The sequence below is a fragment of the Microbacterium mcarthurae genome (genome assembly GCF_046064585.1).
Classification (GTDB): Bacteria; Actinomycetota; Actinomycetes; order Actinomycetales; family Microbacteriaceae; genus Microbacterium; species Microbacterium mcarthurae.
The window spans coordinates 38,167-58,377 of the sequence record NZ_JAROCE010000001.1 but is presented as its reverse complement, the minus strand read 5'-3'; the positions used below and the strand labels follow the sequence as shown (position 1 = coordinate 58,377).

Sequence of the window (20,211 nt, the reverse complement as noted above, 5' to 3'; positions counted from 1 at the left end):
CGTGCCCGGGTCAGGCCAGCGTCACCAGGTCCGCGTAGTCGCGGCCCCAGATGTCTTCGACACCGTCCGGCAGGATGAGGACGCGTTCGGGGTTGAGCGCCTCGACGGCCCCTTCATCGTGCGAGACCAGCACGACGGCGCCCTCGTAGTGCGCGAGAGCGCCGAGGATCTCCTCGCGCGACGCGGGGTCGAGGTTATTCGTCGGCTCATCGAGCAACAGCATGTTCGCCGAGGAGACCACGAGCGTCGCGAGCGACAGGCGTGTCTTCTCGCCGCCGGAGAGGACACCGGCGGGCTTGAGGACGTCGTCGCCCACGAACAGGAACGAGCCCAGGACCTTGCGGGCCTCGGTCGCGGTGATGTCGGGGGCCGCCGACATCATGTTGTCGAGCACCGACCGATTCACGTCGAGGTTCTCGTGCTCCTGGGCGTAGTAACCGATCTTCAGGCCGTGGCCGGGCTCGAGCTGGCCGGTGTCGGGCTTGTCGACGCCCGCGAGGATGCGCAGGAGGGTCGTCTTTCCCGCACCGTTGAGTCCGAGGATGACCACGCGCGATCCCCGGTCGATCGCGAGGTCCACGTCGGTGAAGATCTCAAGCGAGCCGTAGGACTTGGAAAGGCCCGATGCCATGAGCGGGGTCTTGCCGCACGGCGCCGGCTTGGGGAACCGGAGTTTGGCGACCCGCTCGTCCTGACGCACGTCATCCAGACCCTTGAGCATCTTCTCGGCGCGCGCCACCATTTGGTGCGCGGCGGCGGCCTTCGACGCCTTGGCGCCGAAGCGCGCGGCCTGCTGCTGCAGCGCGGTGGCCTTCTTCTCGACGTTGGCGCGCTCCTTCTTGCGGCGCTCCTCGTCGGCCACCCGCTGGCGCAGGTAGTTCTTCCAGTTCATGTTGTAGACGTCGATGACCTGGCGATTGGCATCCAGGTAGAACACGCGGTTCACCGTCTCGCCCACGAGCTCGACGTCGTGCGAGATCACGATGAGCCCGCCCTTGTATCCCTTCAGGAACTCGCGCAGCCACACGACGCTGTCGGCGTCGAGGTGGTTGGTCGGCTCGTCGAGGATCATCGTCTGCGCGTCGGAGAACAGGATGCGCGCCAACTCGATGCGGCGGCGCTGGCCGCCTGAGAGCGTCTTCAGCGGCTGGTCGAGGATCCGGTCGGGAAGCGACAGGTTATGGGCGATGGATGCCGCCTCGGCCTCGGCCGCGTAGCCGCCCTGCGCCTCGAACCGCTCGGTGAGGTTGGCGTACTTCTTCATCGCCTTGGCCGCGACCGCGGCATCGTCGCTGCCCATCGCGAGCGACGCCTCCTGCATGCCCAGCGCGAGGGTGCCGAGTCCGCGGGCGTCGAGGATGCGGGTGCGCGCGAGCATCTCGGGATCGCCCGAACGGGGATCCTGCGGGAGGTATCCGAGCTCTCCGCTGCGGTCGACGCCTCCGGCGGAGGGCAGCAGATCACCGGCGAGCACCTTGGTGAGCGTGGTCTTTCCGGCGCCGTTGCGACCGACCAGCCCGATCTTGTCGCCGTCCGAGACGCGGAACGACACCTCCGACATCAGCACGCGCGCGCCGACGCGGATCTCGAGATCGTGCACGGCGAGCACAGCAGACGTCCATTCGCTAGAGGAAAGGGAGGAGCGGCCGATGATGGCCAGCCACCCAGTATACGTCGACCGGAGAACACACCACCGTCGAGCGGATCCGCGCGGGAGACGGCATCCGGCTCGCGTCGCTCGGGCGATACCCCACGGTCGAGACAATCCGCGGAGGGAAAGGGCATCGGGTTTGCGGTCACCCGTTCCGCGTGATCTAAACTAAGCCTATCCTTACCTAACCCGCAGGAGGTCTTCTGTGTCCCGTTTCCGCGCGTTGGCAGCGCTCGCCGCCACCACGGCCCTCGTCCTGACCGGCTGCGCCGGCACCGCCGCCACGCCCGGCGCCCAGGATGCCTCTCCCTCGTCCGACGGCGAGTTCCCCGTCACGATCGAGCACGCCTTCGGCGAGACGACGATCCCGGCGGAGCCCGAGCGCGTCGTCGCCGTTAGCTGGGGCAACCAGGAAGCGGCCCTCGCGCTCGGTGTCGTGCCCGTGGCGATGCCGAAGGTCACGTGGGGCGACGAGGACGGCGACGGCATGCTCCCGTGGGTCAAGGACAAGCTCGACGAGCTCGGCGTTGAGACGCCCACGCTCATGGACGAGACGAACGGCTTCGACTACGAAGCCATCGCCGACGCCCGCCCCGACGTCATCCTCGGCGCCTACTCCGGCATGACGGAAGAGGAGTACGAGACCCTGAGCAAGATCGCGCCCGTCGTGGCCTACCCCGACATCGCCTGGGGCACGTCTTGGCAGGAGATGACGCTGACGGATGCCAAGGCCCTGGGCCTCGAGAGCGAAGCCGAGACGCTGGTCGCCGACCTGGAGAAGCACGTCACCGACGAGGCCGCGAAGTACCCCGCGATCAGCGGCAAGGCCACGCTGTTCACCTACCTCGACCCCACCGACCTCAGCACCGTGGGCTACTACTCGCTGAAGGACCCCCGCGCCCTGTACCTCAGCGAACTCGGCATGACCCCGGCGAAGGCCGTCGAGACCTCGAGCGCCGACAGCGACACGTTCTGGTTCACCCAGAGCACCGAGAACATCGAGAACTTCTCGGACGTCTCCGTCGTCGTCAGCTACGGCGACGAGAAGACCCTCGCGCAGCTGCAGGCCGACCCGCTGTGGTCGCGCATCCCGGCCATCGCCTCGGGTGCGGTCGTGATGCTGCCCGACAACACCTCGATCGCCGCCGCGGGCAACCCGAGCCCCCTCTCGATCGGCACGACCTTCGGCGACGAGTACATCGGTCTCGTCGGCGCGGCCGCCGAGAAGGCCGGCTCCTGATGTCGCTTCCCGACAGCTCGGCGCGATGACCGTTCTCGCCCCGACCCCGACCGCCCCCGGCGACGCGCGTCCGCGTCGTTGGGGGCGGCGCCGGGTCGTCGGCGTCGCCGTCCTGGTGACGGCACTCGTCATCGTCGCCGTGCTCTCGGTGACGTTCGGAGCCCGAGACGTCGCCCCCGCCGACATCTGGGCCGGGCTCGGCGGGTCGACCGACACCGCCTCTGCGGCCGCCGTGGGCAAGCGTGTGCCTCGAACCATCCTCGCGATGCTCGTCGGCGCCGCGCTCGCGGTCGCGGGCGCGGTCCTCCAGGGCGCCACCCGCAATCCTCTCGCCGACCCTCAGATCCTCGGGATCAACGGCGGCGCCTCGCTCGCGATCGTCACCGGCATCGCCTTCTTCGGGCTGAGCACGGCGTCGGCCTACATCTGGGTGGGCTTGCTCGGCGCGGGTGCGGCCGCGGTGCTGGTATACGCGATCGGTTCGCTCGGACGCGGCGGCCCGACGCCGCTGCGGTTGGCCCTCGCCGGGGCTGTGACCGCCGTCGCCTTCAGCTCGCTCGTCAGCGCCATCCTCCTGCCGCGCATCAACGTGATGAACGTGTTCCGCTTCTGGCAGATCGGCGGCGTCGGCGGCGCGACGCCCGAGACGATCCTGCAGGTGCTCCCCTTCCTCCTCGTCGGATTCGTGGTCTGCTTCGCGAGCGCATCGGCGCTGAACACCCTGGCTCTGGGCGACGAGCTGGCCGCGGGCCTCGGGGCGCGCGTTCGCACCGCTCGCCTGCTGTCCTCAGCCGGTGCGGTGATCCTCTGCGGAGCCGCGACCGCCGTCGCCGGTCCGATCGGCTTCATCGGCCTCGTCGTCCCGCACATGATCCGCCTCGTCGTCGGCGTCGACCACCGCTGGCTCCTCCCCGTCTCGGCGCTGGGCGGCGCCGTGCTCCTGACCCTCGCCGACGTCCTCGGCCGCATCGTCGCGCGCCCCGAGGAGATCGAGGTCGGAATCATCACGGCCCTCATCGGCGCCCCCTTCTTCATCGCCCTCGTCCGCCGTCAGAAGATGAGGGCCCTGTGACCACCGTGCTGGCTCCCCCCGCCCCCGCCGCGCTGAACGCGGTCGCCGCCGGTCGGCGTCGGCGTCGCCGTCGCTGGACGCTGGTGACCGGCATCCTGGCCGTCCTCCTCATCGTGGTCTTCGCGCTCTCCCTCATGCTCGGTCAGACCTCCTACTCCCCCGCCGAGGTCCTCGGGGTGCTGACGGGGCAGACGGTCCCGGGCGCCTCCTTCACGGTGGGAGAACTGCGGCTGCCGCGTGCCCTCACGGGTCTTCTCACGGGCCTGTGTTTCGGCATGGGCGGCGTCGTGTTCCAGACCATGCTCCGCAACGCCCTGGCCAGCCCGGACGTCATCGGCATCAACACCGGCGCCAGTGCGGCCGCGGTCATCGGCATCGTCGTCCTCGGCCTCAGCGAGACCGCCGTGTCGTTCCTCGCGATGGTCGCCGCCCTGGGCGCGGCCCTGTCCATCTACCTGCTCGCCTACCGCAAGGGCGGCTCCGGCGCCCGCCTCATCCTCGTCGGCATCGGCGTCGCCGCGATGTGCCAGGCGGTCGTGTCCTACGTGATCTCGCGCGCCGCCGAATGGGATCTTCCCGCCGCCATGCGCTGGATCACCGGAAACCTCAATGATGCGACATGGAACCGGGCCCTCCCCGTCCTCGGCGCCGTGGCGATCCTGGGCCCGGTGCTCCTGATCCTCGCCCGGCGTCTGGAGATCCTGCGCATGGGCGACGACACCGCCGCCGCCGTCGGCCTCCCTGTCGAACGCAGCCGACTGCTGCTCATCGTCGCGGCCGTGGGCCTTCTCGCCTTCGGCACCGCGGCGGCCGGGCCGATCGCTTTCGTCTCGTTCCTCGCCGGCCCGATCGCGGTCCGCATCCTCGGCCCCGTCGGGTCGCCCGTGCTCCCCGCCGGGCTCGTCGGCGCCCTCCTCGTCCTCATCGCCGACTTCTGCGCCCAGTACGCGTTCGGCACGCGTCTCCCCGTCGGCGTGATCACCGGCGTCCTGGGCGCTCCCTATCTCATCTACCTGCTCGTCCGCAGCAGTCGATCCGGAGGAACCACGCTATGACCACCGAGCGCACCCTGCGGGCCGAGGGGGTCACCCTGGGCTACGGCGATCGCACGATCGTGGAGTCTTTGACCCTCGACGTCCCCCCGGGCCGCGTCACCACCATCGTCGGCGCCAACGCGTGCGGAAAGTCGACGCTGCTGAAGGCGATGGCGCGGCTGCTGAGCCCCGCGCGCGGCGAAGTGCTGCTCGACGGCAAGGCGATCCACCGGCTGCCCACCAAGCAGGTCGCTCGCATCCTGGGCCTTCTCCCCCAATCGCCGCTCGCACCCGACGGCATCGCCGTCTCCGACCTGGTGAGCCGGGGACGCCACCCCCACCAGGGCGCACTGTCGCGGTGGACCCGCGCCGACGACGAGGCCGTCGCTCGCGCCTTGGATGCCACCGACACCACGCACCTGGCCGACCGGCACGTCGACGAACTCAGCGGGGGGCAGCGTCAGCGCGTGTGGATCGCGATGGCCCTCGCACAGGAGACCGACATCCTGCTGCTGGACGAACCCACGACGTTCCTCGACATCAGCCATCAGATCGACGTGCTCGATCTGCTCACCGACCTGAACCGCCACCGCGGGACGACCGTGGTCATGGTGCTGCACGACCTCAATCTGGCCGCGCGGTACGCCGACCACCTCGTCGCCATGTCGGCCGGACGGGTGATCGCCGCCGGAGACCCGGGCGACGTGCTCACCGAGGACACGGTGCGCGAGGTCTTCGGTCTCGACAGCCGTGTCGTCCCCGATCCGCTGACCGGGCGCCCGATGGTGATCCCCCTGGGGCGGCACCACACCGTGAGCGAGACCACCCCCGTGGTTCGCTGAGGAGCGCGCCCTCCGGGCGCGTCACCCTTCCGACCGGGCTCACCGCTCCGGTCGGGAAGCGCTCAGCCCGTGCGCTCCACCTGACCGGCGCGCCAGTACCCCATGAACGCGACACGCTTGCGGTCGACGCCGCAGCCCTGGACGAGGAGCCGGCGCAGCACCTTGACCGTCTGCGACTCGCCCGCGATCCAGGCGTAGAACTCGCCCTCGCCGTCGTCGGGGCTGTCCCACAGCAGGTCGACATCGACGTCGATGTCTTCCAGCGCCTGCGGGCGGGGTGCTGCCGCCCGTGCGAGCAGTTCTCCGGACACCGCGGTCCACGCCTCGATGGCCTCGATGAGGGCCTCGCCATGCGGGCGCTCGTCGCGAGCGAGCCAGCGCACGCGCCCGCGCGCCGCGGTGAGCGGCAGCGCATCGTCGACCGAGGGAACCTCGATGAACGCCTCGGCCTCGACGCCCGGACCGAGTCCTTCCAGCACCGCGCAGATCGCCGGGGCCGCGGTCTCGTCGCCGGCGAGGAGGATGCGCCGAGCCGTGCCCGGGTGGAAGTCGATGCCCTGCGCGGATTCGGGGCTGCGCGCGTCAGGTCCGACGACGATGAGGCGATCGCCCACCGCCGCGGTTTCGGCCCAGCTGCCCGCCGGTCCGGCATCGTGGTGGAGGACGAAGTCGATGTCGAGCTCGAGAGCCTCCGGGTCGATGCGGCGCACGGTGTACGTGCGGAACGGCATCCGCTCCGCATCGGGAAGGTCACGCCAGCGCGCGTACCACTCGCCGTTGTCGATCGCCTCGGGGTCGGCCTGTCCGATGTCGCACAGTCGGCCGTCGGGCCCAGGCAGCACGATCTTCACGCGCTGGTCTCGACGGTCCACCCCGAAGACGTCGAAGTCGGGCGACGTGAGCGTGATGCGGGCGAAGTGCGGTGACAGCAGCCGCGCGCTCTTGACCACGGCGACGTACGGGCGGTAGGCGGGACCCGTGGCTGTCTTCACCCGATAAGGATATCCTTACCTATCCTCGGATGCCACGCCCGGGGCGGGGGAAGTCTCGTCACCGAACTACCCGGTGAGGGTCGCCGTACGCTCGATGGCCTCGCGCAGCACCTCGGGAGAGCAGCCGAAGTTGATGCGGACGTGCCCGGCGCCCTCGACGCCGAAGTACGGGCCGAGGTGGAACGCGACCTTCGCCTCTCGCCGGATCTTGGTCGCCGGGTTGTCACCCCAGCCGTAGGCCGAGAGGTCCACCCACGCGAGGAATCCGGCATCCGGGACCCGATATCGCGCGAGCGGCAGATGATCGGCGAGGAGACCCGCCAGGAGGTGTCTGTTCTCGTCCAGCGCCGCGCGCAGCCCATCCAGCCAGACGTCGCTCTCGAGGGCGAACGCCGCCACCGCGGCGCGCGCACCGAACAATCCGGTCCGCCACTCCACCTCGGCGGGGAGCCCCGCCACCACGGCCGTGCGCTCGTCCGACGCCGTGACCATGAGAGCGCACTTGAGGCCCGCGAGGTTGAAGGCCTTGCTCGCGCTGACGAACGCGAAGCCCACGCGCGCCGCGAGGTCCGAAGCCGCCAGGAACGGCGTGAAGGTGGCGCCGGGATGGACGAGAGGCGCGTGGATCTCATCGCTGAGAACGACAGCCCCGTGCCGGTCGGCGATCTCGGCGAGACGCGCGAGGGCGGCGCGGGAGTGAGCGGTTCCGGTGGGATTGTGCGGGTTGCACAGCAGCACGGCGCGGGCTCCGGATGCCAGGGCGGCAGCGATCGCGTCGAGGTCGAGCGCCCACCCGTCCCCGGTGTCGCGCAGCGGCACCCTCTCGACCACTCCGCCGGCCTCGGGGATGCAGTCGTAGAAGGGCGGATACACCGGCGGCGTGACGACGACGCGGTCGCCCGGCGCGATCGACGCGCGCAGAACCTCGACGATCCCCATCATCACGTCGCACGTGCTCCGCACACGTGCCGGGTCCACCGTCCATCCGAAACGGCGCTCGGCGAATGCCGCGTAGGCGCGCGCAAGACCCGGGTCGGGCGGTGTGTACCCGGTGTCCCCGCGCTCCACCAGGCTCGCAAGCTCGCGAGAGATGGCGGGTGCGAGGGGGAAATCGGTCTCGGCGACGAACAGGGGCAGCACGTCCTCGGGATACGTCCGCCACTTCGAGCTCGAGCGCTCGCGTAGACGTTCGAGCGGAAGGGCACGAAGAGGGGCGACGCTCATGCTCCGAGGCTAGCGAATCGCCCGCGCCTCCCCCCGTGGCCGGTGTTACACCACGTCATCCCGAACACGACGAGAGCCCCGGCATTGCCAGGGCTCTCGGACAGCGTGCTCCACCAGCCGATGGGGTTCGGACCCTTCGCTGCGGAGAAGCGCCGCGTCGTCAGATCGCGAAGCCGAGGGCGCGCATCATGTCGCGACCGTCATCGGTGATGCGCTCGGGACCCCACGGCGGCATCCACACCCAGTTGATGCGGAACCGGTCCACCACGTTGTCGAGAGCCTGCGCGGTCTGCTCCTCCAGCACGTCGGTGAGAGGGCAGCCCGCCGACGTCAGCGTCATGTGGATGACGAGAGCGTCGTTCTCGTCGTCCCACGCGAGGTCGTAGATCAGGCCCAGGTCGACGACATTGATCCCCAGTTCGGGGTCCATGACGTCCTTGAGGGCCTCGGTGACCTCGTCGTATTTCTCGGGAGCGAGGGTTGCGGTCATGTAACGATCCTACGCGTCGATCGGAGTACCGGCCTCGAGGAAGCGGTCGTAGCCCTCTTCCTCGAGTCGGTCGGCGAGCTCCGGCCCGCCCTCTTCGACGATGCGGCCCTTGACGACGACGTGAACGTAGTCCGGGCGGATGTAGCGCAGGATTCGCGTGTAGTGCGTGATGAGCAGCACACCGAGGTCGGTCTGCTCCTTGGCGCGGTTCACGCCCTCGGAGACGATCTTGAGGGCGTCGACATCCAGGCCGGAGTCGGTCTCGTCGAGCACGGCGATCTTCGGCTTGAGCAGCTCCAGCTGCAGGATCTCGTGACGCTTCTTCTCGCCGCCCGAGAAGCCTTCGTTGACGTTGCGCTGGGCGAACTTCGCGTCCATGCGCAGGTTCTCCATGGCGCCCTTGACGTCCTTGGTCCACGACCGGATCGCCGGCGCTTCGCCGTCGATCGCCGTCTTGGCGGTGCGGAGGAAGTTGGTCACCGTGACACCGGGGATCTCGACGGGGTACTGCATCGCGAGGAACAGACCCGCACGGGCGCGCTCGTCGACGCTCATCTCGAGGACGTCCTCACCGTCGAGCGTGATCGAGCCGCTCGTGACGGTGTACTTGGGGTGACCGGCGATGGTGTACGCCAGGGTCGACTTGCCGGAGCCGTTGGGGCCCATGATGGCGTGGGTCTCGCCGGTGCGCAGCGTCAGCGTCACACCGTTGAGGATCGGGGTCGTGCCGGCATCCGTCTCGACCGTCACGTGGAGGTCGCGGATCTCGAGGACAGACATGGTGTTCCTTACTCGGTAGTTCGGGGAGTCGAAAGGGGGCGCGGGCCGTCAGGCCGACGCCTTGGTGACGGCAGGGTCGATGAGCACGTCGTCGCCGTCGATCACGACCTCGTACACGGGGACCGGCTCGAAGGCCGGGAGATTGAGGGGGCGACCGGTCTTCAGCGAGAAAGCCGAGCCGTGCGCCCAGCACTCCAGCGTCTCGCCCTCGACGAAACCGTCCGAGAGCGAGATGTCGCCGTGGGTGCACACGTCGCCGATCGCGTGGACCTCACCGTTGCCGTCGAGCACGACCGCGATGGCGACGCCATCGACCTCGACCCGGCGGGCCTCGTCCTGCACGAGCTCACTGAGCCCGCACACGCGCGACGCGCTCACGCCGCCGCGCCTTCGGCCAGCTCGCGCTCGATGGCCTCGATGAGCTCGGTCTCGAGCTCGGGGATGCCGATGCGCTGGACGATCTCGCTGAGGAAGCCGAGCACGACCAGGCGCCGAGCCTCGTCCTCGGCGATACCGCGCGCCTGCAGGTAGAACAGCTGCTCGTCGTCGAAGCGTCCGGTGGCGCTGGCGTGGCCGGCGCCCTGGATGTCGCCGGTCTCGATCTCGAGGTTCGGGATCGAGTCGGCGCGCGCGCCGTCGGTGAGGACGAGGTTGCGGTTGGCCTCGTACGAGTCGGTGCCGGTGGCATCCGGTCCGATGAGGACGTCGCCGATCCAGACGCTCCGCGCGCTGGCGCCCTGCAGCGCGCCCTTGTACAGGACGTCGCCGACGGTGTGCGGACCCTTGTGGTGCAGGTACACCTGCGACTCGAGGTGCTGGCCGGCGTCCGAGAACGACAGGCCGTAGAGCCGTCCCTCGCTGCCGGCGCCCGAGAGCTCGACCGACGGGTTCACGCGCACGACGCCGCCCCCGAAGCTCACGACGACGTGCGTGAGCTTGGCGTCACGGTCGACCCGCGCCTGATGCGAGGAGGCGTGGATCGCGTCGTCGTCCCACTTCTGCACGGAGACGACCGTGAGGTCGGCGCCGTCGCGCACCAGGATCTCGACGTTCTGCGCGTGCTGCGCGGTTCCCTCGTGACGCAGCACCACCGTGCCGCGCGAGTTCGGCTGCGCTTCGATGACCACGTGCGCGTGTGCGAGCCCACCGGTACCGGTCAGCCGCACGACGACCGGCTCGTCGAGCTCGACGTTCGCCGGGATGCGCAGCAGCGGCGCCTCGGGCTCGTGCACCCAGGCCAGAGCCGCCGTCACGTCCTCCGGGCGGAAGTGCTCGCCGCGCGGAGCGCTGTCGGGAGCGAGCCGCAGCTGCTCGACCGCGTCGGGTGCCGAGACCTCGACCCGCATGACGCCCTCGGCGCCGGCCTGGTCGACGAACAACGGAGCCAGCCGGTCGATGGGGGTCAGCTTCCAGTTGACCTCGCGGCCGGTGGGGGCACCGAAGTCGCTCGGGTCGAACGAGGTCGGACGCTCCGACCGGGTCTGCACGGGAACAACGGATGCCACCAGGGCGGCAGGGTCGATGTGACCCTCCGCGGCACCGGCGGGGGTCTGGGTCGCTGTCGTCATCAGCCGACGGATCCTTCCATGCCCATCTCGATGAGCTTGTTCAGTTCGAGCGCGTACTCCATGGGCAGCTCGCGGGCGATCGGTTCGATGAACCCGCGCACGATCATCGCCATCGCTTCGTCCTCGGGGAGACCGCGGGACTGCAGGTAGAACAGCTGCTCCTCGCTGACCTTCGAGACCGTGGCCTCGTGACCGAGTTGCACGTCGTCGACGCGGATGTCGATCGCGGGATACGTGTCCGAGCGGGAGATCGTGTCGACCAGGAGCGCGTCGCAGCGCACGGTGTTGGCGGAGTGGTGCGCATTGGCATCCACCCGCACCTCGCCGCGGTAACCGGCGCGACCGCCGCCGCGGGCGATGGACTTCGACACGATCGAGGACTGCGTGTACGGCGCCATGTGGATCATCTTGGCGCCGGCGTCCTGGTGCTGACCGGGGCCCGCGAAGGCGACGGAGAGCGTCTCCCCCTTGGCGTGCTCGCCCATGAGGTAGATGGACGGATACTTCATCGTCACCTTGGAGCCGATGTTGCCGTCGACCCACTCCATGGTCGCGCCCTCGTGGGCGACGGCGCGCTTGGTGACGAGGTTGTAGACGTTGTTCGACCAGTTCTGGATCGTCGTGTAGCGCACGCGAGCGTTCTTCTTCACGATGATCTCGACGACGGCCGAGTGCAGCGAGTCGCTCTTGTAGATCGGGGCCGTGCAGCCCTCTATGTAGTGCACGTAGCTGTCTTCGTCGGCGATGATCAGGGTCCGCTCGAACTGACCCATGTTCTCGGTGTTGATGCGGAAGTACGCCTGGAGCGGGATCTCGACGTGCACGCCCTTGGGGACGTAGACGAACGAGCCGCCCGACCAGACGGCGGTGTTCAGCGCGGCGAACTTGTTGTCGCCCGCCGGGATGACGGTGCCGAAGTACTCCTCGAAGAACTCGGGGTGCTCGCGCAGAGCCGTGTCGGTGTCCATGAAGATGACACCCTGCTCCTCCAGGTCCTCACGGATCTGGTGGTACACGACCTCGGACTCGTACTGCGCAGCGACGCCCGCGACGAGGCGCTGACGCTCGGCCTCGGGGATGCCGAGCTTCTCGTACGTGTTGCGGATCTCCTCGGGGAGGTCTTCCCACGTCTGCGCCTGCTTCTCGGTGGAGCGCACGAAGTACTTGATGTTGTCGAAGTCGATCTCGGAGAGATCGGCGCCCCACGTCGGCATGGGCTTGCGGCCGAAGAGCTGATACCCCTTCAGACGGGTCTTCAGCATCCATTCGGGCTCGGACTTCAGCGCGGAGATACCGCGCACGACGTCTTCGTTGATTCCTCGCTGGGCGACGGCGCCGGCGGCATCGGTGTCGTGCCAGCCGAATTCGTACACCCCCAGTCCCTCGAGTTCGGGACGGTCGATGAGCACATCGGTCATGGTGGTCACTCTCCTTCTCGGGCCTCAACGGTGTCATCCGCCCCGACATTCCCCGTCGGACTCCGGTCGGAGTCTCAGGAACGTCGCTGGTGGGCCCGCTCGAAGGCGCTGGCTTCGCGCCTAGAATGTCAAGGGTGCAGAACGCGCGAGCGCTGCACCAGAAGACCCTTCGATTCTACAGGCAACACCCGCTCCCGGCACGGCGCAGACCCGCCGCCGCGGCCCGAGAGCCCGCCGCCAGGAGGCTGCGCGCATGTCCCCCTCTTCGTCCCCCCGCGTCCTGCGACGCGTCGTCGACTGGCTTCCCGCCCACGTCGATCGTCGCCTGCGGGTGTTCGCCTGGCTGTCCTTCCTCGCGGAAGTGCTCATCATCGGCACCGGCGGCGCCGTCCGCCTCACCGGCTCGGGGCTCGGCTGCCCGACGTGGCCGCGCTGCACGCCCGACTCGCTCGTGAACACCCCCGAGATGGGAATCCACGGAATCATCGAGTTCGGTAACCGCACGCTGACGGGGGTCGTCGGCATCCTGGCCCTCGCGGTCGTGGTGCTCATGTGGCGTCTGCGGCGCGAGCGCCGCACGATGTTCGTGCTCGCGCTCGTCGTGCTCGGGGGCATCGTCGCGCAGGCCGTCGTCGGCGGGATCACCGTACTGACAGGCCTGAACCCGTTCATCGTCGGCTTCCACTACCTCGCTTCGGTCGTGCTCGTCACCGTGTGCGCGGCGTTCCTCACCCTCATGTACCTCCCGGCGGGTCCGCGCGAGCGCGTCGTGCCGACCTGGTTCGCGGGCCTCGTGCACGCCACGACCGCTGTCTTGGCGCTGACCATCGTCTTCGGCGTTCTCACCACCGGCGCGGGGCCGCACTCGGGTGACGCCGCCGCCGTACAGCGCAACGGCTTCGATGCCGAGGTCCTCGAGCACGTGCACGCGTGGCCGGGGTACGCGCTGTTCGTGCTCACTCTCGTGATCGTCGTGCTCGCGTGGCGTCAGCGCCTCGCCGTGCGCCGGTGGGCGACCGCGCTCCTCGCTGTCGAGCTCGTGCAGATCGCGGTCGGGCTGTATCAGGCCCGCAACGGCCTGCCCGAGCTGGCGGTCGGCGTCCACATGGTGCTCGCGGCCCTCACCGCCGCGGCGATGACGGTCGTGGTGCTGCGGCTGAAGGCTCCCCTCGCGGTCGTCCGCCCGGCCGAGCGCGATGTCGTCGAGGCCGTGCGGCGCTGACCTTAGCGCCTTCATAGGCGATTCATCGAGCGCCCAGGGGCGATGCACCGGCGGGTGCGAGACTGTGGACCCTCCGGTGCCGACCGTGCCCGGAATCGAAGGAGTTCATTCCATGCAGACCCGCCCCCGCCTGCTGACCAGCGTGCCCTTCTGGGCGCTCCTGGTCCTTTCTCTGGCCGCAGTGTTCGGCGGACTCGTCATCGTCCTGCGTCAGATCGACGCGATGCAGGCCGTGCTCAACGACCCGAACGCCACCGTCGTGACGGTCTACGTCGCTCAGTCGTGGGCGATCCTCGGTGCCGCGCTCCTGAGCGCCGGCGTGATCGGCATCCTCGCGACTCTGGCGGTCGCCGCCGTGGTCTCCACCCGGCACCGCCCGGATGTGTCGGTCGAGACGATCGACTGGAGCAGCGACGACGAGAGCGCCCCCGAGGCGGCCTTCGCCACCGCACCGGCGAACCCCGCGGCCGCGTCGGCCGCTCCCGCGACTCCGCTCGTCCTGGAGGACGCGGACATCGAGACCACGTCCGACACGCCCGCTCCCCCGCAGGCCACCGCGTCGCGTGACGCCGACGAGGACTCGACGCGCCGCTGACCGCGCGCGACACGAAGAACCGCCCGCCCCGATGACCGGGGCGGGCGGTTCTTCATGTCTCGGTGATCAGAACGGCAGCAGCGGGTCGACCGCGATCGCGACGAAGACCAGGGTGAGGTACGTGATCGAGGCGTGGAAGACACGCATCGGACGCGACTCGTCCCCCTGCACCGCACGCGCGTAAAGACGGTGCGACTCGTAGATGAACCAACCGCCGAACACCAGGGCGGACACGGTGTAGACGACGCCCATGGATGCCACGGGGATCAGCAGGAGCGAGCACGCGACCGTTGCCCACGCGTACAAAATGACCTGGAGACCCACCTGAGAGCCGCTGCGGGTGGCGCCGAGCATGGGGACGTCGACCTCGTCGTACTGGTCCGCGTACTTCATCGACAGCGGCCAGTAGTGCGGGGGCGTCCACAGGAACACCAGCGCGAACAGGATGAACGGCGCCCACGAGAGCGAGCCGGTCACCGCGGACCACCCGATCAAGACGGGGAAGCAGCCCGCGATACCGCCCCACACGATGTTCTGCTCGGTGCGACGCTTGAGGATCATCGTGTAGATGACGACGTAGAAGAAGATCGCGCCCGCCGACAGCGCCGCCGCGAGCGGGTTGGTGAACGCCCACAACCAGACCGTGGACACGATGGCGAGGGTCCACGCGAACGTGAGGGCACCGCGCGGCGACACCTCGCCGGTCACGAGCGGCCGGTTCTCGGTGCGCTGCATGTGGGCGTCGATGTCGCGGTCGAGGTACATGTTGAACGCCGCCGCCGACCCCGCGCTCAGCGAGCCGCCGATGACGGTCGCGAAGATGAGCCAGATGTCGGGGAGTCCGCGGGCGGCGAGGATCATCACCGGCACGGTCGTGACGAGCAGGAGCTCGAGAACGCGGGGCTTCGTCAGCGCGACATAAGCGCGAAGGGTGCGTCCGACGGAGCGGCGATCGGTCGTCGCAGTGACGTGCGACGTCGTCGAGATGTCCATCGTCCCCCGGGGTAGAGCGTGAGTATCCCCACGATTCTATGGCATCGCGTACATACGACCGGCCGCCTGTCGACCCCCGTCACAGGATGCCGTGCGCCTCGGCGTTCTCGCTATGCTGGCGATACGTGCGCCCCGCGCCGACCACCCCACCCCACTCTCGCTCCGACGGCGAGGCGTGCGGCGTCGGATCGTGACCCGGGCGCACAAGATCGAGAAAGGCACCGTGTTGTCGGACTTCGAATGGGACGAGATCGATCGGCGCGCGGTGGACACCGCTCGCATTCTGGCGGCAGACGCTGTCGAGAAGGTGGGCAACGGACACCCCGGCACCGCGATGTCGCTCGCACCGGCCGCCTACCTTCTGTACCAGCGGGTCCTCCGCCATGACCCGGCCGACACCCACTGGCCGGGCCGCGACCGCTTCATCCTCTCGGCGGGGCACTCCTCGCTCACTCAGTACGTGCAGCTCTACCTCGGCGGCTTCGGTCTCGAGCTGAAGGATCTGCAAGCCCTGCGGACGTGGGGCTCCCTCACCCCCGGCCACCCCGAGTTCGGCCACACCGACGGCGTCGAGATCACCACCGGGCCGCTCGGCCAGGGGCTCGCGTCGTCCGTCGGTTTCGCCTACGCGGCCCGCTATGAGCGGGGTCTCTTCGACCCCGAGTCCCCCGCCGGCGAAAGCCCCTTCGACCACTACGTCTACGTCATCGCGGGCGACGGCGACCTCCAGGAGGGTGTCACCAGCGAGGCATCCTCGCTGGCGGGTCACCAGGAGCTCGGCAACCTCATCGCGATCTACGACTCGAACCAGATCTCGATCGAAGACGACACCAACGTCGCCTTCACCGAGGACGTGCAGAAGCGCTACGAGTCGTACGGCTGGCACGTCCAGACGGTCGACTGGAAGAAGACCGGCCAGTACGTCGAAGACGTCGCCGAGCTGAACGCCGCGATCGAGGCCGCCAAGGGAGAGACGAGCAAGCCCTCGCTGATCATCCTCAAGACGATCATCGGGTGGCCCTCCCCCGGCAAGCAGAACTCCGGCAAGATCCACGGCTCGGCTCTCGGGGCCGACGAGCTGCGCGCGACCAAGGAGGTCCTCGGCTTCGACCCCGAGCAGCACTTCGCCGTCGCCGACGACGTGCTCGCCCACACCCGCCAGCTGGTCGAGCGCGGCGAGGCCGAGAAGGCCGCCTGGCAGGAGAAGTTCGACGCGTGGGCCGCGAAGAACCCGGAGCGCAAGCAGCTGTGGGATCGCCTGCAGGCGCGTGAACTCCCGGCCGACATCGCCGATGCGCTCCCCGCCTTCGAGGCCGGCAAGGATGTGTCGACGCGCGCCGCCTCCGGTGCCGTGATCAACGCGCTGGCCGCCGAGCTCCCCGAGCTCTGGGGCGGTTCGGCCGATCTGGCCGAGTCGAACCTGACCACGATCAAGGATGCCAAGTCCTTCATCCCCGAGTCCTGGTCGACGCACGAGTGGTCGGGCGACCCCTACGGCCGCGTGCTGCACTTCGGCATCCGTGAGCACGCGATGGGGGCGATCCTCAACGGCATCGTCCTGCACGGCCCGACCCGCCCGTTCGGCGGCACGTTCCTCATCTTCAGCGACTACATGCGCCCGCCGGTGCGCCTGGCCGCGCTGATGAACATCCCGACGATCTTCGTCTGGACGCACGACTCGGTCGCCCTCGGCGAGGACGGCCCGACGCACCAGCCGATCGAGCAGCTGGCGAGCCTGCGCGCCATCCCGAACCTGGCCGTGGTCCGCCCCGCGGATGCCAACGAAACCTCGGTCGTGTGGCTCGAGATGCTGCGCCGCACCGCCGGACCCGCCGGAATCGCCCTGACCCGCCAGAACATCCCGGTGTTCCCCCGCGGTGAGGGCGAGGCCTCGGGCGACGAGTTCGCCTCGGCCGCCCACGCGGTCAAGGGGGCGTACGTGCTCGCCGAGGCCGCGAACGGCGAGCCGGACGTCATCCTCATCGCCACGGGCTCGGAGGTCCAGCTGGCCGTCCAGGCTCGCGAGACCCTCGCCGCCGAGGGCGTGCACGCGCGCGTCGTGTCGGCACCGTCGCTGGAGTGGTTCGCCGAGCAGGACGAGGCGTACCGCGAGTCGGTGCTGCCCGCCTCGGTCAAGGCCCGTGTGTCGGTCGAGGCCGGTTCGGCCTTGACCTGGCAGGGCATCGTGGGCGACGCCGGCCGCTCGGTCGCGATCGACCACTTCGGCGCCTCGGCCGACTACAAGACCCTGTTCCAGAAGTTCGGCATCACCGCCGAGGCCGTGGTGTCGGCCGCGCGCGAGTCGATCGCCGCCGCGAAGTAAGTCCAGGAGAGAACAACGATCATGAGCACTCCCACCGAACAGCTGTCCGCTCAGGGCGTCAGCATCTGGCTCGACGACCTGTCGCGTCAGCGCATCCAGTCGGGCAACCTCGCCGAACTCATCGAGAAGCGCAACGTCTCCGGTGTGACGACGAACCCGACCATCTTCGCCGGCGCGCTGTCGAAGGGCGAGGCCTACGAAGGTCAGGTCCAGGAACTGGCCGGCCACGGCGCCGGCGTCGACGAGGCGATCTTCTCGATCACCACCGACGACGTGCGCGACGCGTGCGACATCTTCCTGCCGGTGTTCGAGGCCACCGGGGGCGTCGACGGCCGCGTGTCGATCGAGGTCTCCCCCGACCTCGCCCACGACACCGAGGGCACGATCGCACAGGCCAAGGATCTCGCCGCGCGCGTCGATCGTCCGAACGTCCTCATCAAGATTCCCGCGACCAAGGCGGGCCTGCCCGCCATCACCGAGGTCATCGGTGCCGGGATCTCGGTGAACGTCACGCTGATCTTCAGCCTCGAGCGCTACGCCGAGGTCATCGACGCCTACCTCGCCGGCGTGGAGAAGGCGCGGGAGGCGGGCCACGACATCGCCACCCTGCAGTCGGTCGCCTCGTTCTTCGTCTCGCGCGTGGACACCGAGGTCGACAAGCGCCTCGCCGCGATCGGCACCGACGAGGCCGCCGCGCTCAAGGGCAAGGCGGGCCTTGCCAACGCGCGCCTGGCGTACGAGCTCTATGAGCAGAAGTTCGCCGAGGACCGCGCGAAGGAGCTTCTCGCCGCCGGCGCCACCGTCCAGCGCCCACTGTGGGCCTCGACCGGCGTCAAGGACCCCGCTCTGCCCGACACGCTGTACGTCACGGAGCTCGTCGCGCCGGGCACGGTCAACACCATGCCCGAGAAGACGCTCGAAGCCACCTTTGATCACGGCGTGATCACCGGTGACACGATCACCGGCGCCTACGCCGATGCACACGAGGTCTTCGACCAGCTCGCGGCGGCCGGCGTGGACTTCGCCGCGGCCACCCAGGCGCTCGAGGACGAAGGCGTCGAGAAGTTCATCGCCTCGTGGCACGAGCTTCAGCAGACGGTCGCCACGGCGCTCGAGGCCGGAAGCGCCCAGGCCGCGAAGTGACCTTCGCCGTCAAGGTCAGCGGCCACGTCAAGGCGGTCGTCGACGCGGAACTGCCCGAGCTGATCGAGTCGCTCGTCGCTTTGGGGATCACCGCCCAGGATGCCACGCTGTGGGGTCCTGCGGCGGAGGACGAGGCGTCCCGGCGACTCGGGTGGGTGCAGGCGGTCTCCGTCTCGCGCCCGCTCGTGCCCGAGATCACCGCCCTGCGCGACGCGTACGTCGCGCAGGGCGTGACCCGGGTCGTGCTGGCCGGCATGGGCGGCTCGTCGCTCGCGCCCGAGGTCATCGCGCAGTCGGCGGGGGTTCCCCTCGTCATCCTCGACTCGACCGCCCCCGGCCAGGTGCTCGCCGCCATCGACGGCGACGCCGAGTCCGGTGGTCTGCGAGAGACGGTCCTGGTGGTCTCGAGCAAGTCCGGTTCCACGATCGAGACGGATGCGGCCAAGCGCGCGTTCGAGACCGCCTTCCGCGACGTCGGCATCGACCCCGCGGAGCGGATCGTCGTGGTCACCGACCCCGGGTCTCCCCTCGAGCAGTCGGCCCGCGCGGACGGCTACCGCGTCTTCACCGCAGACCCCACCGTGGGCGGCCGCTACTCGGCGCTGACCGCGTTCGGCCTGGTGCCCGCGGGTCTCGCGGGCGTCGACATCGACGACCTGCTCGACGAAGCGGATGCCACGCTGCTCGAGGTCGCGATCGACTCCCCCGAGAACCCGGCGCTCGTGCTCGCGGCGGCCATCGCCGGCGGGGGCGCACAGCGTCGCGACAAGCTCGGGCTCGTCACCGACGGCAGTCACCTCCCCGGTCTCCCGGACTGGATCGAGCAGCTGATCGCCGAGTCGACCGGCAAGGACGGCACGGGCATCCTTCCCGTCGTCCTCCTCCCGGTCTCGCCCGAACTCGAGACGAAGCCCGCAGACCTCCAGGTCGTGCGCTTCGTCGACCACGCCGACGCCTTCCACCTGTTCGAACGCCACGAGGGCGAGGTGCTCGTCAGCGGCTCGCTGGGGGCTCAGTTCGTCGTGTGGGAGTACGCCACCGCCATCGCGGGGCGACTCCTCGGGATCGACCCGTTCGATCAGCCCGATGTCGAAGCGGCCAAGGTCGCCGCACGGACGCTCCTGGCCGCGCGCCCCGCGCCGACCGAACCTGCGTTGGTCCTCGACGGCGTCGAGGTCCGCGTGTCGGACCCGGCCCTGGCATCCGGGGGCACGCTCGCCGGCGTGCTCGATGCGCTGTGGGCGTCCGTGCCCGCGGACGGCTACGTCAGCATCCAGGCGTACGTGAACCGGAACGACCTGCCGCAGCTGGCGGGCCTGCGCGAACTCGTGGCGGCCGACTCCGGCCGCCCGACCACGTTCGGGTGGGGACCGCGATTCCTCCATTCCACGGGCCAGTACCACAAGGGCGGACCCGCCAACGGCGTCTTCCTGCAGATCACCGAGCGGACCGAGGTCGACCTGGAGATCCCCGGTCATCCGTTCACGTTCGGTCAGCTCATCCACGCACAGGCCGCGGGCGACGCGAGCGTGCTGTCGGACGGCCACGGCCGCCCCGTCGTCACCCTCACGCTCACCGACCCGCAGGTCGAGGTGCTCTCACTCTTCGAGGCGGCGCAGTAAAG

At 69.5% G+C, this 20,211-nt stretch carries 18 protein-coding genes; 9 read left to right on the top strand and 9 right to left on the bottom strand.

The window, feature by feature from the left end:
• Positions 1-10: 10 nt before the first annotated feature.
• The gene (locus P5G46_RS00250) at positions 11-1,609 is read right to left on the bottom strand and encodes an ABC-F family ATP-binding cassette domain-containing protein (protein WP_239276834.1); all 1,599 of its coding nucleotides are present in this window, start codon (positions 1,607-1,609) and stop codon (positions 11-13) included.
• 247 nt (positions 1,610-1,856) lie between these two features.
• Here P5G46_RS00250 and P5G46_RS00245 point away from each other — a divergent pair, with 247 nt between their 5' ends.
• From P5G46_RS00245 to P5G46_RS00230, 4 genes are read left to right on the top strand one after another with little or no spacing between them, the layout of a single operon-like run.
• Entirely contained in the window at positions 1,857-2,891 is a 1,035-nt protein-coding gene (locus tag P5G46_RS00245) for an iron-siderophore ABC transporter substrate-binding protein (protein WP_239276833.1), read from the top strand.
• A gap of 25 nt (positions 2,892-2,916) precedes the next feature.
• Complete coding sequence (locus P5G46_RS00240; RefSeq protein ID WP_239276832.1) at positions 2,917-3,963, top strand: FecCD family ABC transporter permease; 1,047 nt, start codon at positions 2,917-2,919, stop codon at positions 3,961-3,963.
• Complete coding sequence (locus P5G46_RS00235) at positions 3,960-5,018, top strand: FecCD family ABC transporter permease (protein WP_239276831.1); 1,059 nt, start codon at positions 3,960-3,962, stop codon at positions 5,016-5,018. Before P5G46_RS00240 ends, P5G46_RS00235 begins: the two co-directional genes overlap by 4 nt.
• Entirely contained in the window at positions 5,015-5,839 is an 825-nt protein-coding gene (locus tag P5G46_RS00230; protein WP_239276830.1) for an ABC transporter ATP-binding protein, read from the top strand. The genes P5G46_RS00235 and P5G46_RS00230 overlap by 4 nt, the downstream gene beginning before the upstream one ends.
• A gap of 62 nt (positions 5,840-5,901) precedes the next feature.
• Here the strand turns inward: P5G46_RS00230 and P5G46_RS00225 are convergent, their stop codons facing one another.
• The 7 genes from P5G46_RS00225 to sufB form a co-directional block, all read right to left on the bottom strand.
• Complete coding sequence (locus P5G46_RS00225; protein WP_408904701.1) at positions 5,902-6,831, bottom strand: siderophore-interacting protein; 930 nt, start codon at positions 6,829-6,831, stop codon at positions 5,902-5,904.
• Positions 6,832-6,897: 66 nt separating this feature from the next.
• Positions 6,898-8,055, bottom strand: coding sequence for a MalY/PatB family protein (locus P5G46_RS00220; RefSeq protein WP_239276828.1), 1,158 nt, complete (start codon positions 8,053-8,055; stop codon positions 6,898-6,900).
• 160 nt (positions 8,056-8,215) lie between these two features.
• Entirely contained in the window at positions 8,216-8,545 is a 330-nt protein-coding gene (locus P5G46_RS00215; RefSeq protein ID WP_013586729.1) for a metal-sulfur cluster assembly factor, read from the bottom strand.
• 9 nt (positions 8,546-8,554) lie between these two features.
• Positions 8,555-9,325 carry a Fe-S cluster assembly ATPase SufC gene (gene sufC / locus P5G46_RS00210; RefSeq protein WP_239276827.1) on the bottom strand — a complete coding sequence of 257 codons (771 nt, stop codon included), beginning with the start codon at positions 9,323-9,325 and terminating at the stop codon, positions 8,555-8,557.
• Positions 9,326-9,373: 48 nt separating this feature from the next.
• The gene (locus P5G46_RS00205) at positions 9,374-9,703 is read right to left on the bottom strand and encodes a non-heme iron oxygenase ferredoxin subunit (protein ID WP_239276826.1); all 330 of its coding nucleotides are present in this window, start codon (positions 9,701-9,703) and stop codon (positions 9,374-9,376) included.
• Complete coding sequence (sufD, locus tag P5G46_RS00200; RefSeq protein ID WP_408904700.1) at positions 9,700-10,893, bottom strand: Fe-S cluster assembly protein SufD; 1,194 nt, start codon at positions 10,891-10,893, stop codon at positions 9,700-9,702. The genes P5G46_RS00205 and sufD overlap by 4 nt, the downstream gene beginning before the upstream one ends.
• Entirely contained in the window at positions 10,893-12,311 is a 1,419-nt protein-coding gene (sufB, locus tag P5G46_RS00195; RefSeq protein ID WP_228164089.1) for a Fe-S cluster assembly protein SufB, read from the bottom strand. The genes sufD and sufB overlap by 1 nt, the downstream gene beginning before the upstream one ends.
• Before the next feature lie 253 nt (positions 12,312-12,564).
• On the opposite strand from sufB, the gene P5G46_RS00190 reads away from it, so the two are divergent.
• Together P5G46_RS00190 and P5G46_RS00185 are read left to right on the top strand one after the other, a co-directional pair.
• Positions 12,565-13,533: a COX15/CtaA family protein gene (locus P5G46_RS00190; protein WP_239276824.1), complete on the top strand. Its 969-nt coding sequence runs from the start codon at positions 12,565-12,567 to the stop codon at positions 13,531-13,533.
• 112 nt (positions 13,534-13,645) lie between these two features.
• The gene (locus P5G46_RS00185; protein WP_239276823.1) at positions 13,646-14,128 is read left to right on the top strand and encodes a dinucleotide-utilizing enzyme; all 483 of its coding nucleotides are present in this window, start codon (positions 13,646-13,648) and stop codon (positions 14,126-14,128) included.
• A 66-nt stretch (positions 14,129-14,194) separates the two neighbouring features.
• Here P5G46_RS00185 and P5G46_RS00180 read toward each other — a convergent pair whose 3' ends face one another.
• A complete protein-coding gene (locus tag P5G46_RS00180) occupies positions 14,195-15,121 on the bottom strand; it encodes a heme o synthase (protein ID WP_239276822.1) in 927 nt (308 codons plus the stop codon).
• Positions 15,122-15,347: 226 nt separating this feature from the next.
• Between P5G46_RS00180 and tkt the strand changes: the two genes are divergently transcribed.
• Genes tkt through P5G46_RS00165 form a run of 3 tightly spaced genes read left to right on the top strand, consistent with a single transcriptional unit; the run spans position 15,348 to position 20,209 of the window.
• Positions 15,348-17,444 (top strand): transketolase, encoded by a 2,097-nt coding sequence (gene tkt / locus P5G46_RS00175; protein ID WP_239276839.1) that lies wholly within the window; start codon positions 15,348-15,350, stop codon positions 17,442-17,444.
• A gap of 21 nt (positions 17,445-17,465) precedes the next feature.
• Positions 17,466-18,587, top strand: coding sequence for a transaldolase (gene tal, locus P5G46_RS00170; RefSeq protein ID WP_239276821.1), 1,122 nt, complete (start codon positions 17,466-17,468; stop codon positions 18,585-18,587).
• The gene (locus P5G46_RS00165) at positions 18,584-20,209 is read left to right on the top strand and encodes a glucose-6-phosphate isomerase (RefSeq protein ID WP_408904699.1); all 1,626 of its coding nucleotides are present in this window, start codon (positions 18,584-18,586) and stop codon (positions 20,207-20,209) included. Before tal ends, P5G46_RS00165 begins: the two co-directional genes overlap by 4 nt.
• Positions 20,210-20,211 lie beyond the last annotated feature (2 nt).

Coding starts and splice junctions, on each gene's coding strand:
- P5G46_RS00190 (WP_239276824.1), top strand. CDS start 12,565: ATGTCCCCCTCTTCGTCCCCCCGCGTCCTGCGACGCGTCGTCGACTGG.
- P5G46_RS00240 (WP_239276832.1), top strand. CDS start 2,917: ATGACCGTTCTCGCCCCGACCCCGACCGCCCCCGGCGACGCGCGTCCG.
- sufD (WP_408904700.1), bottom strand. CDS start 10,893: ATGACGACAGCGACCCAGACCCCCGCCGGTGCCGCGGAGGGTCACATC.
- sufC (WP_239276827.1), bottom strand. CDS start 9,325: ATGTCTGTCCTCGAGATCCGCGACCTCCACGTGACGGTCGAGACGGAT.
- tal (WP_239276821.1), top strand. CDS start 17,466: ATGAGCACTCCCACCGAACAGCTGTCCGCTCAGGGCGTCAGCATCTGG.
- P5G46_RS00220 (WP_239276828.1), bottom strand. CDS start 8,055: ATGAGCGTCGCCCCTCTTCGTGCCCTTCCGCTCGAACGTCTACGCGAG.
- P5G46_RS00230 (WP_239276830.1), top strand. CDS start 5,015: ATGACCACCGAGCGCACCCTGCGGGCCGAGGGGGTCACCCTGGGCTAC.
- sufB (WP_228164089.1), bottom strand. CDS start 12,311: ATGACCGATGTGCTCATCGACCGTCCCGAACTCGAGGGACTGGGGGTG.
- P5G46_RS00215 (WP_013586729.1), bottom strand. CDS start 8,545: ATGACCGCAACCCTCGCTCCCGAGAAATACGACGAGGTCACCGAGGCC.
- P5G46_RS00185 (WP_239276823.1), top strand. CDS start 13,646: ATGCAGACCCGCCCCCGCCTGCTGACCAGCGTGCCCTTCTGGGCGCTC.
- P5G46_RS00180 (WP_239276822.1), bottom strand. CDS start 15,121: ATGGACATCTCGACGACGTCGCACGTCACTGCGACGACCGATCGCCGC.